This is a genomic window from Janthinobacterium sp. 13 (assembly GCF_002749695.1).
Lineage (GTDB): Bacteria > Pseudomonadota > Gammaproteobacteria > Burkholderiales > Burkholderiaceae_D > Janthinobacterium > Janthinobacterium kumbetense.
Genome location: NZ_PEEQ01000001.1, coordinates 5,399,181 through 5,416,834 on the forward strand (window position 1 = coordinate 5,399,181; position 17,654 = coordinate 5,416,834).

Below are 17,654 nucleotides of genomic sequence, written 5' to 3' on the forward strand. Positions count from 1 at the left end.
ACCTTTGCGGTGGCTTTTTTTATGGGTAAATTATGACCGTTGAAATTGAAACATTACAGATACGCATCGATACGCTCAATGTGCGTATCGCGGCAGATGACCTGGAACGCATGCGCGAGGCCAGCGAGCGGGCTGCCAAGTCGACTTTCAAACTCGAAGATGTCACGAAAAAATACACGGAGATACTCTCCAACCTGGGTATTTCCAACAATATCGGCCAGATCGTCAAACTGTCTGATGAATATACGAAACTGACAGCGCAACTGCGCATGTCGACGAGCACCACACAGGAATATGGCGAGGCGTACGACAATGTCAAGCGCATTGCCGCCTCGGGGCAGACGGACCTTGCCGCTACGGCGGGTCTGTATGCCCAAATGAACGATGCGACCAAGAAACTGGGTATCAGCCAGGCCGAAGTGGCCGGCATCACCGAGGCGCTCAATCTTGGCGTCAAGATCAGCGGCGCCTCGGCGGCCGATTCCGCTACCGCCTTCAAGGGGCTGTCCAACGCCTTCGCCGATGGCGCCCTGAGCAGCCAGCAATTTAACGATGTCAGCCAGGCCGCCCCCGAAGTCATGGCGGCCATGGCCGCCGGCCTGGGCGTGTCGAAAGAAGCGCTCGCCGGGCTTGCTGGCGCAGGATTGATCACTGCCGACGTGATGGCCGTTGCACTGCCGAACGCGCTGGGCGAGTTGCGCAAGGAAGCTGTGCAGTTCGAAACCATCGGTGGCAGCTTTACAGTCCTGAGCAATAACGTGATGGAGTTCACGGCGAGACAGGCGGAGTCGACCGGCGCCGTGCGCCTGATGACGAGCGGCCTCGAATTTCTGTCGAATAACCTGACCCTGGTCGTTGGCGTGCTCGAAACGCTGACCACCGCGAAATTTGGCTCTTGGGCTGCCGGCGTCGTCGTGGCTACGTATAGCAAGGTCACGGCCAACCGGGCCTTGCTGGCATCCACCCTGGCGGCGGCGAATGCCGACGTGACGGCGACCGCCGCCACCTCCGCACTGGCGACCGCACGTGTTGCTGAATTACAAGCGACGATACGCGCCAGCCAGGCCGACGTGGCGCTGGCGCTGACCACCAATGGTCTGATCCCAGCCCAGGCTCGTGCCACAGTTGCCGCCGAAGCCCATGCCGCTGCATTGGTGGCGCAAACGACCGCAACGCGCGCCGCATCGGTGGCTGCAGGAGTGCTGAAGGGCGCCTTGGCATTCATGGGCGGTTATATCGGTTTGCTGGTGACTGTCGTAGGGTTAGGTGTTACTGCCTGGAATATGTGGGGGAGTTCGTCGAAGGACAACGCGGAGAAAGCCGTAGAACCCATGCGCAAGAGCACCAAGGAAATCGTTGCTGAACTCGACAAGCAGATGGTCCAGCTCGCAAAGCGCAATGAGCTGGCAAAGCTGGGCGTGTCGGAGAAAGGACTGAATACCCCGGCTGGCGAACGCATGCTGGAGATTTCGACGGAAATGGATGCCGTGCGCAATCGCACGGGAAAATATCAGTCCCTGGACAAGGCCGGGGTGGACAGCAACCTGGCAAGGCTGCAGGGCGAACTGGATATGGTGCACGGCAAGCTCAAGCAGCTTGAGCAGCAAGAAGCGCCCGGCAAACCGAAGAACGGGTCCGCTACAGGCATGCCGGCGCTTCCCGCTCCGCCCACGCCTTTCGAATCCATGATGAAAGAGATGCACGGCAAGGCCCGCGACCTGAAGCGCGAAGCTGCCGGTTATGCCGAGATGAACGAGGCGCAAAAGTTCGATTTTCAGTTGAAGGAACTCCGCGAGAGTCAGACGAAAAAACTGACTGCGTCGGAGCAGGCGGGATTCGAGGTTGCGCGTAAGGTGCTTCAGGCCCGCGTCGATGAGATCGAGGTGGGCAAGCAAGCCAAGGCTGTGACCGAGCAGGCGCTGGCAGACGCGAAAGCGCTGTCCGATACACGGACACAGGCCGTCGCCGATGCCGTCAAGGAAGCCGAGGCTGGCGAAAAGCTGGTAGCGGTGTATGGCATGAGCAAGACCGCCATCGCGCAAAACGAAATGGCGCTGCTGAAGGAACAGCGCGCCGCGCTGGCGGTGGGCAAGGAAAATGCGGCGCAGATCGAGTATTTGAATGCCTTGATCGATGCCAAGCAGCGCAGCATGACGGCGACGGAAGAATTGGCCGCCAAGGAGGCGTCTGCCGCGGCGGCCAAGAAGGCTTCCGATGACTGGGCCGCCAGCGCCAAGGACATCGAAAAGTCGCTGACTGACGCCTTCATGAACGGCTTCGAAGGCGGCAAGAACCTGGCGACCATGTTCAGGGACAAGTTGAAGAGCATGTTCAACAACCTCGTGCTGCAACCGATCATGTCGCCCATCGCAGCTGGCTTTGCCTCGTTCCTGAATCCGGGCGCGGCGCAGGCGCAGGGCAGTTTGGCCAACGGTGGCGGCATCCAGTCGCTCCTGAGTTCGGCGAAGGGCATCTACGATTCGCTGTCCAGCGGACTTTCCGGTATTGGTACTTCGGTGGCCAATGGCGTGCAGCGTGGCATGAGCATGCTGCAAGGTACCCCATACACGGCCGGGGCCAACGGTGCATTCGCCACCGGTGCGGGCGCGGCGGCAAGCGTTGCCGCCGGCGTCATGGGCGGCGTGTATGGCGGCAAGATGATTTCAGGGGAATATGGCCGTAATGGCATCGTTAATGCTGGCACGGCGATCGGGGCTGTCGTTGGCAGCGTTTTCCCAGTGGTAGGTACTGCCGTGGGTGCGCTGGTGGGCGGCCTGCTGGGCGGCGCGGCGAACCGCCTGTTCGGCATGGGCGAGAAAAAGGTCAGCAGCGCCGGCATTTCCGGCAGCCTCGGTGCCGATGGCTTTACGGGCGAGAGTTATTCGAACTGGACCCAGAAAGGCGGCCTTTTCCGCAAGAATAAGAAAGGTACGGACCGCTCTGAAGTCGATGCTGAGCTGGCGGCATCGCTAGGCGATACGTATGCGCAGATGAAGGCGGTGACGGGCGCCTTCGCCAGCACCTTGGGCGTCAACACGGATAGCCTGGCCACGCGCACGCAGTCGCTCAATATCGTCATGACCAAGGACGACGCGGCGAACCAGAAAGCGATTGCCGATTTCTTTACGGGCGTCGGTGATGCCATGGCAAAGGAACTGGTGCCATCGCTGTCGCAACTGAGCATGAAGGGCGAGTCGGCGAGCGCTGCGCTGCAGCGCCTGGCAGGCCACTACGCTGTCGTTGATGGCGTGCTGGCTACCCTGGGCAGCACCTCGCAGCAGGCATTCGGCGCCGTTGGCGTGGCCTCCCTGGCGGCACGTGAACAGTTGGTCAAGGCTGCCGGTGGCGTTGAAGCACTGGGCAATCGGTCTGCATTCTTTGCCGAAAACTACCTGACCGAAGCCGAGCGCCTGGCGCCCGTGCAAAAACACGTGACGGAACAGATGGCGGCCCTTGGCTATGCGAGCGTGACCACGCGCGCGCAGTTCAAGGATACGGTATTGCAACTGGTCAATTCCGGCGCATTGGCCACCAAGACGGGGGCTGACCAGTATGCGGGCCTGATGGCATTGGCCGATGCGTTTGCGAAGACGCATGCGGCGACGGAAGACTTGACCAAATCGGAGCAGGGCATTGCCGACGAGCGCAAGGGCATCCAGGAAAAGCTCGACCAGATGACGATGACTTCGGCGCAATTGCGTGCCAAGGAGCGTACTGCCGTCGATGCCACCAACCTGGCCTTGTATGACCAGTTGCAGGCGCGGCAGGACATTGCCAGTGCCTATGAAACGGAGTCTTCGGCCCTCAAGTCCACCATCGATCGCCTGAAATCGTTTGGCGACGGCATCCGCTCGTTCAAGGATTCTTTGTTGTTGGGCAGCCTGTCGACGCTGACGCCGATGCAGAAGATGGCCGAGGCGCAGCGTCAGTATGAAGAGACGCTGGCGAAGGCGAAGACGGGCGATGCTGCGGCACAGTCGGCGCTGACAGGTACGGCCACCGCGTATTTGACGGCGAGCCAGGTCGTGAACGCTGCAAGCGCGAGCTATGCGGCCGATGCGGCCAGGGTCCAGGCCGAGCTGGCTGCGCTGGCGGCGATCACGGGCACGCAGTTGAATGACGCGCAAAAGCAGCTGACGGCACTCGATACGCAGGTGGGGCAGTTGATTAACCTGAACAAGACGGCGGTCGGTATCGAGCAAGCGGTCGCTGCGCTGGGTGCGGCGTTGCGGGCAGGCGGGCAGACCGATATCACGGGCGGCCTGCGGTTTTCGCCTGCTGCTGGCATGTCTGTCGCCGCCTCTTTAAGAGAAGCCGCGGTGGAAGCGCCGGCCGTCTTCGACCCCGTGCGCTACTCGTCGGCTGCGAACGTCGGTTCCGACGTCCTGGTCGCCGAAATCCGCGGCCTGCGCGAAGACAACCAGGCCATGCGAGCCGAATTGGAAGGCTTGCGCGCCGACCAGCGGGCGCAGACGGGCGCCACCATCCAGGCCACCTTTGAATCGAACGCCAACGCCGCCAGGACGGTGGTCGATGGCGTGGATAAATCGTCGAGGGCATCCGCCTGGGCCAATGCAGTGAAAGGAGAATACGCATGACCGATGCGCAATTTCAGGAATGGCTGCAAAGCTCGTCGGCCATCCGCATGGTGCTGATCGAGGCGCAGGTGAATGTGGACGGCAGCGAGGTGACGCGGTATATCTCCTCCCGGCCCTACGTCACCGGGCCGGTTGAGGTGCCGGCAAATACTGCGTACCAGCCGCTGGCCAAGGGCGGCCTGGCCTTCACGGAACAGGTCAGCCTGTCCGGCGAGGCGGGGCTGTCGGGCGGCGACATCGAACTCGATAACGCCGACGGGACTCTCGATGGCTGGCTGGATGACGTCTGGATGAACCGGCCGATCAAGGCCTGGGCCGGCGATGCATCGTGGCCGCGCGCCGATTTCCAGCTGGTCTTCGACGGCATCATCGCCGACGTGGCCAGTGCGGGGCGCGAGTCGATCAACCTGGTACTGCGCGACAAGCTGCAGCGCCTGAATACGCCGATCTCCGAAGCCAAGCTGGGGGGGGCGACGTCGAACAAGGACAGCATCCTGCCGATACCGTTTGGCGAGTGCCACAACGTGGCGCCCTTGCTGACCAATCCGGCCACCCTGGAGTACGGTTTTCTCGGCGCGGTCGAATCGACGTTCGAGGTGCGCACCAACGGCAAGCCGATCGCCGTGGCCTTGAATGACCAGGCGGGCCGCTTCAACCTGACCACCGATCCGTTTTCCACGACGATCACGGCCAGCGTGCAGGGTGACAAGGGTGGCGGCTACGCGCCGCGCATCGCCCCGCTGGTGCAGCGCATCGCCACCGCCTATGGCAAGGCGGCCGACCGTTTTACCCTGGCCGACCTGGACCTGGACAACCTGGCCGCCTTCGATGCGGCCCACCCGCAACCGGTGGGACTGTATGTTGCGGACCGCACGAACCAGGCGCAGGCCATCCAGCAACTGGCGGCCAGCGTGGGCGCCCAGGCGATCATGTCGCGCACCGGGCAGCTGCGCCTGGTGCAGATCGCGCTGCCGGCCGCCGGCGTGCCGATGGAAATCGGTCCGGAACAGATGCGCGAGCGCTCACTGCGTCCCGCGCAGCGTGTGCCCGTGACGGCGGCCGTGAAGATCGGCTTCGACCGCAACTACACGCTGCAGGCAGCCCTGACGACCAGCATTCCGCCCGCGCATGCGGATTTGTACGCCACGGAATGGCTGACGGAGACGGTGGTTGAAGAGGCGGTGCGCGCACGCTATCGCCTGAGCGACGACCCGGTGCAGATCGATACGTGCCTCAAGACTCGGGCCGACGCCCGCGCGGAAGCGCAGCGGCGCCTGGCCTTGAACAAGGTGTCGCGCACCATTTATGAATTCGATGGAGAACCCGAGATGATGATGCTGGAACTGGGACAGCCCGTACAACTGCGCGCTGAACGCTTTGGCTTGCAGGGTGGCGTACCGGGCGTGGTGGTGATGCTGTCGCGCTTCTGGCTGACGGGCAGAGTGACGGTGGGGGTGCTCGTATGAGCGCCATAGTGGGGGAGCGCGACAGGCTGCTGCAGGCAACGGCAGAGCGTTTCAGTACCGTTGCCGATGGCAAGGCGATCCTGATGTCCGCCAGCACGCCCGTCTTTCGCGTCAATAGCGCCGGCGAGGGAGCACCCGGCTCGATTGCCATTACCGCCAAGCCGGTCAATGTGGTGGGCGATATCGTGTTTTCCGTATCCGCCGGCACAGCCTTGCAGGTGAACGGCAACGTGGCCACGGTCGATTTTGCCAACATGACCACCGATACGGCGCTGGTGCAGGCACGTATCCGTGAATTCGGCGTCGATTACCTCGCCAATTACATGGTCAGCAAGGTCTTCGACGGCGCCGCCGGCGAGACGGGCCTGGCGGGATTGAACACGGGCCAGGCCTTCGCTTACAAGCGTGCCGCCGCTGCGCCAGCCGATACGCCGGGCGACGTGATCTTTACCTTTGCCACGGCGGCCATCACGACGCCGGCCGGCAACGACCTGGCCAATGGCTGGTCGAAGAATATCCCGGCCGGCACGGCGCCGCTGTACGTGCGCGTGGCAGCCGCCAGTTCGCGCAATACGACGGACAAGATCGCCGCCAATGAGTGGGCGGCGGCGGTGCAACTGGCCAAGGATGGCGTCGACGGTTTGAACGTGATTTCCGTGCCCATCTATCAGCGTGGCGCGACCAATATTGCGCCGCCGCTGCCCACGGCCGTCTGCACGTTTACGTTTGCCACGGGCAAATTGGCGGGACTGAACAATGGCTGGTCGACCCAGGTGCCGTCGGCGGGCGGCGCCTATCTGTTCATGTCCGGCGCCACGGCCGTTTCAAGCGTGGCGACCGATGACATCGCTCCCGGCGAATGGGCCGCTGCTGCGCGCCTGGCCGCCGATGGCGCCCCCGGCCAGCGCGGCACGGTGACGGTGACGGCACCTGGCTATTCCATCTGGTCGGATGCGTCGGCCGTGTACGAGCTGGGGCGTGCAGGCTATGGCGCACCGATCAACCGCGACGTGGTCACCTTGTACGACGCGACGCATGCGGTGACGAAGTTCTACGTTGATGGCGCCTGGATGGTGCTGGGCACGGTGTTGAACGGCAGCTTGCTGGTCGACGGGACTGTGGCGGCGAAGGCGATTGTGGGCGACACGCTTGGCGCCATCAGGGCGAACCTGGGGAGTGTGGTTGCTGGCGATTTGTACGGCACGACGCTGCACGGCGGGCCCGGCTATCCGACCAATTCTTACGCCTGGCCCAGCAATGGAGGTATGGGTTTTCACCTAAGCGAGCAGGGGCTTTTGATTGGAAACCTGCATACCGGTCGCTATGTCCAGATCGCCAGTAGTGGGTATGTGGAAATGCCTGGTCTGGTCGTCAATGAAGGAAAAGCCGAGTTTTCAGGCGAACTTAAGTCGGTGAAGGGAACCTTTTCCGGCGACCTCTCGTCGGCGCGCGTATCAGTCGGCACAACAGACAAAGCAACCGCGTTTTTCGAGCCGGAGTTTCCATCTGTCTCGCTGCAGTCGTCCGCATCCGGGGTATACATCGAGGCTTCGTCGCTCAATTCCGCGGCTGTATTTAGCACGCCGGAAGTACTGTTCAAGCACAACGCGCCAGGGTGGCCTGCCGCGCGCCGTATTCGCTCCGGTCCGGTGTTTTTCTCGATCATTTGTACAGCGGTGGTCGACGATCAGCTGAGCATCTGGTACCGCGTCAATGACGGGGAGTGGATGTGGATGAGTGGTGTTGAGGAACGGCAGGGAGGCGATGCTCCTGCTGCGACTGGCTACGGGCTTACGTTGAATATTGGAGTCGGTGGCACGGTCCAGTTCGGCGTTTCCGCTACCAATGCATCGCTCAGAGCTGCGGACATGAGGAAGCTTTATCTTAAACAATGTCAGGCGACTGTGATCGCAAGGAACTTTTAATGGAAACAATCATCGTTAACAGTGACGGCACTCACACAAACGAGCGCACAGGAAACACGATACCGCCCCAACCCAGCGAGCATCACGAATACGATGCGGTGGCAGACATGTGGATAGATGCAAGAACGCTCGATGGCGTCAAAGTGCGCACTTGGGAGCGCATCAAGGCGGCACGCAGCTTGGCTGAAACCGCAGATTTCATGTGCGGTGGCGTCTTGTACCAAGCGGACAAGGACCGTATCGTGGGGGCCACGCAACTGGCTTTGATGGCGCAGGCTGCCGGCCAGCCATACAGCATCGACTGGACCCTGTCGGATAACACCCATTTGACGCTCGATGCTGCCGGCATGATCGGCGTCGGGGCCGCGCTGGGGGCACACGTTGCCGAGGCGTTCGCTATCGCCCTTCACTTGCGGGGGCAGATCGCCGCCGCCACCTCGTTTGACGCGCTTGACGCCATCGTTTGGCCAGCGCAGGGGGATGCATGAGCAACTTGCGCATTATCTATGACAACGCCGCCGACCGTGCAGTGTTGACGGCATCGAGCCAGGCCGGCACCTTGGGGCCGGCCAATCTGCAGCGCGAGGGAAAGTCTCTGGTAGTGCGCTCAACCGGCGCTGCGCTGACTATCACGGCAACGTGGCCGTCACCGGAAATTGTCGGCGGCGTGGCCCTGCCGTTTTGCAACCTGACTCCAGGGGCGACCATCCGCGCACGCGGCTACATCGAGCCTGGCCACACTGCGCCTGCATTCGATACGGGCCTCATGCCAGCGTGCGAGTATGCGCGGCTGGGCATGTGGGACTGGGGCGCATTGCCGCTGGGCTTGAATGCCTACAGTTACGGCGGCGGTACGTACGCCCGCTGCTGGTTCCAGATGCGCAGCATCAGGAAGCTGGTGATCGACCTGGCCGACCCCGATAATCCAGCCGGCTACATCGAGGCCGCGCGCCTGGTGGCTGGCCCTTACTGGAGTCCCGAGCAGAACGCGTCGTATGGCGCCGGTATCACGCCAATCGATACCAGCAGCCAGTACCGCAACGGCGCAGGCGAACAGAAGGTGGAGCGGGGCGTGATGTACCGCAAGCTGTCGCTGGCGCTTGATCACATGACGCCGCTGGACCGCGCCGAGCTGTGGCGCATCGTGCGCGGCAACGGCCTGTCGCGCCCGCTTTTTGTCAGCCTGTATCCGGATAGCGACGATGTCGAGCTGGAGCAGGCGCACCAGGTGTATGGGCGACTGGCCAACCTGGCCGCCATCACCGCGCCATCTTTCCAGGCATATGCCACCAACATTGAAATTGAGGAGTTGTAATGAGCGATTTTTTTTACTATGGCCAGAAAGACACGATCCAGCGCTTGAATGAACTGGCTGGACGGGGCGCCGTGGTGGCGTCGTATGCGCCAAAGGTGGGCATGTCGCCTCTCGCTGGGCCGAATGGCTATATGAATCCGGCATGGCTTGATCCTGCGATTCCTATCAGATCAGGCGCACCTATCGGTGCTGGAACGACTGCCAAGTATGGCTTTAACTTTTTATCGCAAGGAACTGCGACCACTCGCTGGCTCCTTATCGCCACAATTAACGAAGAAGGTGAAGGGGCATATGCGAATCTTCTTATTCGCGGCGTATTCAATAATCTCTGGGCGGCGTCTACCTCAACCCCATTTACCATATTTATGGGCGTGCGAGGCGGTTTCTACGTGGACTGGCATATTGAAGGTCCGGTAATTTGGCAATCTCGGATTATGGTTGTGCGACGCGCCGATGGAAAACATGATGTTTATGCCTTTTTTGATGGTGGTGTATTTTCAACTATTTCATTCGATTTGACTGGGATAAATACAACAACGTATGCAGTACCTGTTGAGACTAACTCGACGCCAATTGGAACAATAGTATTCGATTCAGCAACACAGCCAGGAAACCCGGTTTACATTGCACCACGGTGGAAGGGCGCAACTAACGGCAAGGGGCTGCAAGTTAGTGAGCAGATTGCGGTAGGTGACGGGTCGATTACTACATCGTTCTTATCTCCGGGTGGCGTTGGTATGGCGGCCGCACAGGCTCGCGATAGCTTACGAATTGGAGTTGGTGGAGTAGCAGGAACTACTTACCCTGGCTGTTTCAGCTGGTTTACATCCGCTGGTAATAACAATGGAACACCAAACAACCTGTACAAAACCAGTTACAGGATGGCTCTAAAGGCATATGACACGGAGTCAAATTACTGGAGTAATGATCTAATATCGGTACTTGGGACAGGTGCAGTATACATTCCATTACTTAAGGCAGGATCGGCTGATACTGGCGGTACACATGTCATTGATCTTGGTGGTGTTCAAAATTCTGATATTTTTACTATCAATACTTCGGTTGGGTTTAGAAAGTGTTCCGGTGATTGGGGCAATACATCTGGTGCGGCGATGATCGTAATGGCTAATACTATTACTGGGCGTAGTAGTAATAACAAGGGCACTGTCAATACAATGGGCAATGACTATGCCGAATACATTTTCAAAAGCTCAATTTGTGGCATCATCGCCCCTGGTCAAATAGTCGGCATCACCGCCGACAATAAAGTCACCGACCAATGGTCCGATGCCGTCATGTTCTCGATCAAATCGACAGCGCCCTCGTTCGTCGGTGGTGATTCCTGGGCCAACGACGTAGGGTCGCGCCCATCGCCCCAGGCAGGGCCAGCACCAAGCCAACCGCTGCGCCGCGAAGACGTGATCACGCAGCAGCCCGTGCCCGGCACCAACCCACCGGAATATGAGGACGTGGTAACCGAACCAGGCGACACCGACGACGAGTGGGCCCAAAAGCAGGCCACCTACACCGCCGCACTGGCCGCCTACAACATCGCCGTGCAGCAGGACGCCGAGGCCATGGCCACCTTCGACGCGGCGCTGGAAGTCGAGCGTCAGAAGGTCGACCGCATCGCCATCGCCGGCCGCGTGCCGGTGAACGTGTTGGGCACGCTGCCGGGCGACTACATCGTGCCGGTGCAGGACGGCGCCGGCATCAAGGGCATCGCCGTGCACGAGGACGATCTCAGCATGAAGCAGTACCTGCATGCAGTCGGCCGCGTGATCTCGATCGAGCCGGACGGCCGGGCTTATGTGATGGTCAAGGCCGTGTGACCAGGCAGTAATCCCTCTCAAACCCGCTTCGGCGGGTTTTTTTATTTCCTTCACCAGTACCGAGATAGTCGAGGCGATGCTGTCGAAGCGGCGCTGGGAATTTGCCGACACCGAGCCTATCGGCGTTGCCACTGGGTTTATTTCACCAATCACTTACCTCATTCTGGAAGGGGCATTGCTGCCATGAGCAATCTTCGCATCATCTACGACAACGCCGCTGACCGCGCGGTGCTGACTGCATCGAGCCAAACCGGCGAACTGGGTCCGGCCAACCTGCAGCGCGACAGCAAGAATGCCGTGCTGCGCGCCAGCGGCACTGCACAGACCATCACCGCCACCTGGCCGACGCAGGAGTCCATCGCCTGCGTAGCGCTGATCTCCACCAACATGACCAGCAGCGCGCGCATGCGCGTGCGCGGCTATGCCCAGCCAGGCGACGCCGTGCCGGTATTCGACACAGGCAGCATCTTCCCGTGCCCGGCTGCCGTGCATGGCTCCTATCCCTGGGGCGTTCTGCCGCTCGGCTGGAACGCCTATCAGTGGGGCGGTGTAAACACTTGGCCGTGCGGCGGCGGCTCCGACGGCGTGACATGGTTTGCCCCTGTGCGCGTGCGCCAGATAGTGATCGACGTGTCTGCGCGACAAAGCCCGGAAGGCTACCTGGAAATCTCGCGGCTGGTGGTGGGCAACTACTGGTCACCGCTATACAACGCCGAGTATGGCGCCCAGTTGCAGGCGCAGGATAGCAGTGAAAATTACCGCACGGGTGCAGGCAACCTGAAAACTGCGCTGGGCGCGAGCAGCGACAAGCTGAGCATCAATCTGGCGCACCTGACACCGATGGACCGCGCGCGCTTCATGCGCATCCTGCGCGAGAACGGCAAGGGCAAGGCGATGCTGTTCAGTTTGTTTCCGGAAAACCCGGATCCGCTGCTGGAGCAGGACTACATGCTGTATGGCAAAGCCAGCAATAGCGATGCGGTAACTACGCCGTACTTTGACACTTATTCTGCACCACTACAAATTGAAGGAATTTAAATGGCTGACAAATTTTATGACGGCATGCCCAACGTCAACGAGAAATTGAATGAAATGGATCGGGCGTTTGCGGCGGGGCCGTACAACGCACTGCCTTTAACTGGCGGCACCATGTCGGGACCGATCACGACGCCGAGCTTCATTACCATGGCGGTGCGTGGTCCTGGTCAGCAACAGAATGTTGGTCTAAGCAATGGCTGGTGGCGTATTGCCAAATTCAATGTGGCCGCCTTGAGCGGCGAAGCCACTATCCGGATTTCCGGCGCGACCTCGTATTCATCCTACGAAGGTTCTTCCAATGGCATCGAAACGGTGATTTTGTTGCGCTGTGATAATGACGGTAAGATTCGCGGCTCCTGGTATAGCACCGGCGATGGCAAGCATGCCGATATCCAGGGAGTAAAGATAGGCAGCGATGGCGTCATTTATGTGGGCGCGGTGCAGTTTTCCACGCTGTCCTGCTATATCGATTCAAATATGTGGTTTCAGCAAAAACTGGAATTCCTTGGTACCGAGCTGCCCAAGGATTCGTGGGATGCCATCGCAGTATATGCGCTGAGCGTTGGCGGCGCACCAGCCATGACAGTAAGGCCGGGAGCCGTCGAATTACAGACTAATTCGACGTTGAATGGCCCTAAAACCATTCATGTAGGTCTACGCGGCGGACAGCAAAGTAGCCTGCTGGTGCCAAACGGCGGCAATCCATTGTTGCCCAACACATATTACGAAGTGGGCGCGTTGGGTGTCGGCGGCATAGCCGGCGCTGCGTTTCCCGGTCGCTTCCTTTGGTCAACTTCCGCAGGAACCGGTAGTCTTTACTATCAAGGCTACAAGATGAATCTGCGGGCCTATGACGAAAGCAGCGGGAATCTCTCCGCACCCTTGCTGGGCGTTACCGGCACGGGCCAGGTGGCGTGGCCGGGCAATATGCGGTGCGGCCCCGCTTCCACGGGCGCGGCGGCGCGTGATCTCCATACGATTTACAAGGATACGATGCCGGCGGGGGAGATACTGTACGTGGGCCGCACTGGCGAACCGGCGACGGCCACCCTGGCGGTGCTGGCTGGCGCCGGTACCGCATCATGGGCAGGGAGCACCGCCGTGCTGTATGTGGGCCTCCAGACCACCGGCCGCAGCATCAATGCCGCCGGCACGATCAATGCCAGTGGCGCCGACTATGCCGAATACATGTTGAAGTCTCCTGCATGCGGCATCGTCGTCGCAGGACAGGTGATAGGCATCGGCGCAGATGGCAAGCTTACCGATCGCTGGGCTGATGCCATCTCGTTTGCCGTGAAATCCACCGATCCCTGCATGGTGGGTGGCGACAAATGGTCGCAGCGGCTCGGTCCCCGTCCGCCATCCGTGACGCGTGTACCCGATAGCGTCGAATCGCAGCTGGTCAGCGAGGCGCAACCTGCTGTCGAAGCCGTCTACGATGGCCTGACCCTGCTCACGCCAGCGATTCCCGCCAAGGCTGCCGTATACCGCGAGGTGCCGCTGGCAGGCGATACGGATGAAGAGTGGGCTGTTCGGCAGGCTCCCGGGCTTGCCTTCGATGCAGCACTCGAAGCGCTGCGCCAGACGGTCGACCGCATCGCTTTCGCCGGTCAGGTGCCATGCAACGTCCTGGGAGCCACTTCCGGACAGTTCATCTTGCCGGTACAGCAAGGCGAGGGCATTGCGGGCATTGCCATCAATGAGGAAGATATGACGCTCCAGCAATACATGCGTGCCATCGGCAAGGTCATCGCCATCGAAGATGATGGACGCGCCCGTGTCATCGTGAAAGTGGCATAAAGATTGCGCTTGCAACATCCCAACCCGCTTCGGCGGGTTTTTTCATTTCCACCACCTGAAAGGCAATCATGGCCCTCGAAACCACCGCCGCCGGCGGCGCATTGATCAAACTGTTTGGCGTGCCCGTGCTGGCCGGCGCCGCCGCCACGTCGCTGGGCTTCATGTTCATGTGGCCCCAGTCCACCAAGGAGGCATTCATTCGTTTTTGTTCCAGCATCATCATTTCCACCTTTCTCGGTCCCGTGCTCGTGGCCGCCGTGCTGTCGTGGTGGCCCAGCCTGTTCGACAGCGCGAAGACCGTGGCGGGCCTGTATGGCGGCGACCCGGCCACGGGGTTTTTGTTCATCGCCGCGCCGCTGATGGTGGCGGCCGGCTTGCCTGCCTGGTGGGTGCTGGGCGCCTGCGTGCGCTGGTTCGACAAGCGGCGCGGCAAGGATATCGGCGAACTGGCGGCCGATGCGGCCGCTACCGTCAAGGATGTGCGGGGCATGCTGTGACAGGCGCCCAATTGATGCAGATCATGCCGTTGGCCGGCCGCCGCGCTATGCTGTTCTTGGCGCCCTTGAATGCGGCGATGGCCGAATTCGGTATTGATACGCCGCTGCGCCAGGCAGCGTTCCTGGCACAGGTGGGCCACGAATCGGGACAGCTGCGCTATGTGCGCGAGCTGGCCAGCGGCGCGGCTTATGAGGGGAGGGCGGATCTGGGCAATGTGATTGCCGGCGATGGCGTGCGCTTCAAGGGGCGCGGCTTGCTGCAGGTGACGGGGCGCGCCAATTATGCGGCGTGCGGCGTGTCGCTGGGCCTGGACTTGCTTGCGGCGCCACAGTTGCTGGAGCAAACGATGTTCGCGTGTCGCTCGGCGGGCTGGTTCTGGCAATCGCGCGGCTTGAACCGCCTGGCCGACGCGGGCGACCAGGAAAGGGTGACGCGCCGCATCAACGGCGGCGTGAACGGCCTGGCCGAACGTCTGGCCTTGTATGCAGCAGCGCGCAAGGTGCTGGCATGAAGCCGTCGTTGAGCATTATGGCCATGCTGCTGTTGTTGGGGGCAGCCGTGTTTTGCGCCCAGCGCTGGGGCCGCGAAGCTGGCCGTGCCGCGTGCGCGGCGCAAGTGCAGGAGGTGCAGGGCCTGTTGGGGCGCCAGACCCAGGCGCTGAATGCGATACGGGAAGAGGGCGCACGCCGGTCGGCACGGGTGCGGCAGGCGCTGGCCACGGCGCAGGCCGGGCAGGCAGATGCGCAAGCGGCAGCGGCGCGCATCCTGGCGCTGCAGCCCGAAGGTGACGCCTGTCGTGCCGCCGAGGCGCTGATCGCCGGCGAAATGCCATGAGGCCGCCGCGTGCGAGTGCGGGGTGGAGTGCGGGGTGGCGGGCCGGGAGGAAGGCAGGGGGGCGGAGTGCCGAGTGCGCCGCCGTGCTGTTGCTGGTGAGTTTATTGACCGGCTGTGCGGCATTGGCGCCGGCATCAAAGGTGGAGACTTGGCCGGTGAGCGTGCCATGCATTGCCACGCGCCCCGCCGCTCCTGCCTTGCCGGCGGTGCCATCCCACGGCATCTTCGAGCAAGTGCAAGCCTTGCTGGCGCGCGAGCAATTGCGTGCCGCCCATGTGCGCCAGCTGGAAACGCTGCTTGATGCCTGCTCTGGTGGCTAAGCGCCTATCCCGGTAGGGAGCGTCTTCTTCCGGCAGCGCATCAGGAGCGCGGACAATACGTGAGGGGGGCGCGTGGCGAGCCACGCGACGAAGATCAATGCAGTCTTCGTTTCCGAGAGGCGCCAGCAGGGGATGTATGCATCTACTGGGATAGGCTCTCAGCACCAGTCGCCAGGTTCCAGCTTCAGACTCCAGCTCCAGCTCCAGCTCCAACTCCAACTCCAACTCGAGCCACTGTGGCCTGCCAGCCCCGTCGCCTTGTGCCGCCTTGTGGTGCAGGCGGGTGGCGGCATGCGAGAAAACGGTGCATCCATCGTCAAATTGCCTGATCTCTGGCGATTTTCGGCACGATTCCTGTATACAATCGGTGCTGGCACGATGCGTGCATGGCATACCTTGGTCGTCCCATCCAAGGAGCTTCGTATGCCTCATCCGCCGCCAGTGTCTTCCTGTCGTCCCGTTTCTCTCTTGCTTTTCCCTTTCAACTGCGTCCATCCGGGCCGCGGTAACCCAGGAAATGGAGCGTAAATGGCCACTCCCCGTCTGAAATCCATCCACCGCAGCGTGCCCGGCACCGTGCCTGCCGCGCCATCGCCCGTCGATGAAATCCTGCCGACCGGCAAACTGTTTACGCTGGGCTTGCAGCACGTGCTCGTCATGTATGCGGGCGCCATCGCCGTCCCGCTGATCGTCGGCCGCGCCCTCAAGCTGCCGCCCGAGCAGGTGGCGGCATTGATCAGTGCCGACCTGTTCTGCTGCGGCCTCGTCACCCTGATCCAGTCCTTGGGAATAGGCAAGTACTTCGGTATCCGCCTGCCCGTCATGATGGGCGTCACCTTTGCCGCCGTCAGTCCCATGCTGGCCATGGCGAACAATCCCGCCCTGGGCATCACCGGCATCTTTGGCTCCGTGATAGGCGCCGGCGTCGTTTCCATGCTGATCGCTCCCTTCATCAGCCGCCTGCTGGCCCTGTTTCCACCCGTGGTCACCGGCAGCATCATCGCCGTGATCGGCGTGTCGCTGATGCGCGTGGGCGTCAACTGGACCATGGGCGGGCCGCCCGCCATGGCGCAGATTGCCGATCCCGCCTTCCTCAAGATGGCCGCTGCCGCCACGGCGGCCGGCTTGCCCGCGCCAGCCGGTCCCGCGCCCCTGATCGCCAATCCCGGCTACGGGGCGCTGGATAACATGGGCATCGCCTTCTTCGTGCTGGCCGTCATCTTGCTGGTGGCCAAATATGGCCGCGGTTTCCTGTCGAATATCGCAGTATTGATCGGCATCATCGCCGGCACGGCCCTGTCGTTTGCGCTGGGCAAGGCCGATTTCGCCAAGGTGGCCGGCGCCAAGGCCTTTGCCATCGTCACGCCGTTCCAGTTCGGCATGCCGACCTTCGACGTGGTCGCCATCGTTACCATGAGCCTGGTGATGATCGTCGTCATGATTGAGTCCTTGGGCATGTTTCTGGCGCTGGGAGAGATGACGGACAAGCGCATCACGCAGGACGACATCAGCCGCGGCTTGCGCGTCGATGGCCTGGGCACCCTGATCGGCGGCATCTTCAATACCTTTCCCTACACCTCGTTTTCGCAAAACGTGGGCCTGGTGGGCGTGACGGGCGTGCGCAGCCGCTGGGTCTGCGTAGCGGCCGGCCTTATCCTGCTCGTCATGGGCGTGATTCCGAAGATCGCGCAGACGGCCGAAGCCGTGCCGGCGTTCGTGCTGGGCGGGGCAGGGCTGGTGATGTTCGGCATGGTCGCCGCCACCGGCATCCGCATCCTGGCCGGCGTCGATTACAAGAGCAACCGCAACAACCTGTTCATCGTGGCCCTGTCTATCGGCTTCGGCATGCTGCCGCTGGTGGCGGAACAGTACGCGCAGCACATGCCGAAGGCCCTGTCACCGCTGCTGCACAGCGGCATATTGCTGGCCGCCATCGTCGCCGTGCTGCTCAATCTGTTCTTCAACGGCTTGGCATCGCAGGAAAAGGCGCGGGAGCAGGCGCGCGAGCACACCCATGGCAGCGAGTGA

Annotated in this window: 13 protein-coding genes; all 13 read left to right on the plus strand. The window is 61.6% G+C overall.

Translation table 11 applies throughout. The features are described from left to right. Positions 1 to 32 precede the first annotated feature (32 nt). The 13 genes from CLU94_RS23835 to CLU94_RS23890 all read left to right on the plus strand — a co-directional run bounded on the left by CLU94_RS23835 (position 33) and on the right by CLU94_RS23890 (position 17,654). Complete coding sequence (locus CLU94_RS23835; protein ID WP_099667437.1) at positions 33 to 4,598, plus strand: tape measure protein; 4,566 nt, start codon at positions 33 to 35, stop codon at positions 4,596 to 4,598. Continuing rightward, on the plus strand, positions 4,595 to 6,064 hold the full coding sequence (locus CLU94_RS23840; RefSeq protein WP_099667438.1) for a hypothetical protein: 1,470 nt from the start codon (positions 4,595 to 4,597) through the stop codon (positions 6,062 to 6,064). Before CLU94_RS23835 ends, CLU94_RS23840 begins: the two co-directional genes overlap by 4 nt. Next, positions 6,061 to 7,989 (plus strand): hypothetical protein, encoded by a 1,929-nt coding sequence (locus tag CLU94_RS23845; protein ID WP_099667439.1) that lies wholly within the window; start codon positions 6,061 to 6,063, stop codon positions 7,987 to 7,989. The genes CLU94_RS23840 and CLU94_RS23845 overlap by 4 nt, the downstream gene beginning before the upstream one ends. Beyond that, complete coding sequence (locus CLU94_RS23850; RefSeq protein ID WP_180278750.1) at positions 7,989 to 8,477, plus strand: DUF4376 domain-containing protein; 489 nt, start codon at positions 7,989 to 7,991, stop codon at positions 8,475 to 8,477. The genes CLU94_RS23845 and CLU94_RS23850 overlap by 1 nt, the downstream gene beginning before the upstream one ends. After that, the gene (locus CLU94_RS23855; RefSeq protein ID WP_099667441.1) at positions 8,474 to 9,304 is read left to right on the plus strand and encodes a hypothetical protein; all 831 of its coding nucleotides are present in this window, start codon (positions 8,474 to 8,476) and stop codon (positions 9,302 to 9,304) included. The genes CLU94_RS23850 and CLU94_RS23855 overlap by 4 nt, the downstream gene beginning before the upstream one ends. Then, positions 9,304 to 11,136 (plus strand): hypothetical protein, encoded by a 1,833-nt coding sequence (locus CLU94_RS28145; RefSeq protein ID WP_143451519.1) that lies wholly within the window; start codon positions 9,304 to 9,306, stop codon positions 11,134 to 11,136. Before CLU94_RS23855 ends, CLU94_RS28145 begins: the two co-directional genes overlap by 1 nt. A gap of 183 nt (positions 11,137 to 11,319) precedes the next feature. After that, positions 11,320 to 12,174 carry a hypothetical protein gene (locus CLU94_RS23865; RefSeq protein ID WP_099667443.1) on the plus strand — a complete coding sequence of 285 codons (855 nt, stop codon included), beginning with the start codon at positions 11,320 to 11,322 and terminating at the stop codon, positions 12,172 to 12,174. After that, on the plus strand, positions 12,175 to 13,974 hold the full coding sequence (locus CLU94_RS23870) for a hypothetical protein (RefSeq protein WP_099667444.1): 1,800 nt from the start codon (positions 12,175 to 12,177) through the stop codon (positions 13,972 to 13,974). Between the two features lie 68 nt (positions 13,975 to 14,042). Then, the gene (locus CLU94_RS23875) at positions 14,043 to 14,471 is read left to right on the plus strand and encodes a hypothetical protein (protein ID WP_099667445.1); all 429 of its coding nucleotides are present in this window, start codon (positions 14,043 to 14,045) and stop codon (positions 14,469 to 14,471) included. A 14-nt stretch (positions 14,472 to 14,485) separates the two neighbouring features. Beyond that, positions 14,486 to 14,983 carry a glycoside hydrolase family 19 protein gene (locus CLU94_RS23880; protein WP_099668467.1) on the plus strand — a complete coding sequence of 166 codons (498 nt, stop codon included), beginning with the start codon at positions 14,486 to 14,488 and terminating at the stop codon, positions 14,981 to 14,983. Next, positions 14,980 to 15,306 carry a hypothetical protein gene (locus CLU94_RS23885; RefSeq protein ID WP_099667446.1) on the plus strand — a complete coding sequence of 109 codons (327 nt, stop codon included), beginning with the start codon at positions 14,980 to 14,982 and terminating at the stop codon, positions 15,304 to 15,306. Before CLU94_RS23880 ends, CLU94_RS23885 begins: the two co-directional genes overlap by 4 nt. A gap of 155 nt (positions 15,307 to 15,461) precedes the next feature. Beyond that, the gene (locus CLU94_RS28480) at positions 15,462 to 15,626 is read left to right on the plus strand and encodes a hypothetical protein (RefSeq protein WP_180278751.1); all 165 of its coding nucleotides are present in this window, start codon (positions 15,462 to 15,464) and stop codon (positions 15,624 to 15,626) included. A 528-nt stretch (positions 15,627 to 16,154) separates the two neighbouring features. Beyond that, complete coding sequence (locus CLU94_RS23890) at positions 16,155 to 17,654, plus strand: nucleobase:cation symporter-2 family protein (protein ID WP_257218972.1); 1,500 nt, start codon at positions 16,155 to 16,157, stop codon at positions 17,652 to 17,654.

Coding starts and splice junctions, on each gene's coding strand:
- CLU94_RS23845 (WP_099667439.1), top strand. CDS start 6,061: ATGAGCGCCATAGTGGGGGAGCGCGACAGGCTGCTGCAGGCAACGGCA.
- CLU94_RS23885 (WP_099667446.1), top strand. CDS start 14,980: ATGAAGCCGTCGTTGAGCATTATGGCCATGCTGCTGTTGTTGGGGGCA.
- CLU94_RS23855 (WP_099667441.1), top strand. CDS start 8,474: ATGAGCAACTTGCGCATTATCTATGACAACGCCGCCGACCGTGCAGTG.
- CLU94_RS23870 (WP_099667444.1), top strand. CDS start 12,175: ATGGCTGACAAATTTTATGACGGCATGCCCAACGTCAACGAGAAATTG.
- CLU94_RS23880 (WP_099668467.1), top strand. CDS start 14,486: ATGCAGATCATGCCGTTGGCCGGCCGCCGCGCTATGCTGTTCTTGGCG.
- CLU94_RS23835 (WP_099667437.1), top strand. CDS start 33: ATGACCGTTGAAATTGAAACATTACAGATACGCATCGATACGCTCAAT.
- CLU94_RS23875 (WP_099667445.1), top strand. CDS start 14,043: ATGGCCCTCGAAACCACCGCCGCCGGCGGCGCATTGATCAAACTGTTT.
- CLU94_RS28145 (WP_143451519.1), top strand. CDS start 9,304: ATGAGCGATTTTTTTTACTATGGCCAGAAAGACACGATCCAGCGCTTG.
- CLU94_RS23865 (WP_099667443.1), top strand. CDS start 11,320: ATGAGCAATCTTCGCATCATCTACGACAACGCCGCTGACCGCGCGGTG.
- CLU94_RS23890 (WP_257218972.1), top strand. CDS start 16,155: ATGGCCACTCCCCGTCTGAAATCCATCCACCGCAGCGTGCCCGGCACC.
- CLU94_RS23840 (WP_099667438.1), top strand. CDS start 4,595: ATGACCGATGCGCAATTTCAGGAATGGCTGCAAAGCTCGTCGGCCATC.
- CLU94_RS23850 (WP_180278750.1), top strand. CDS start 7,989: ATGGAAACAATCATCGTTAACAGTGACGGCACTCACACAAACGAGCGC.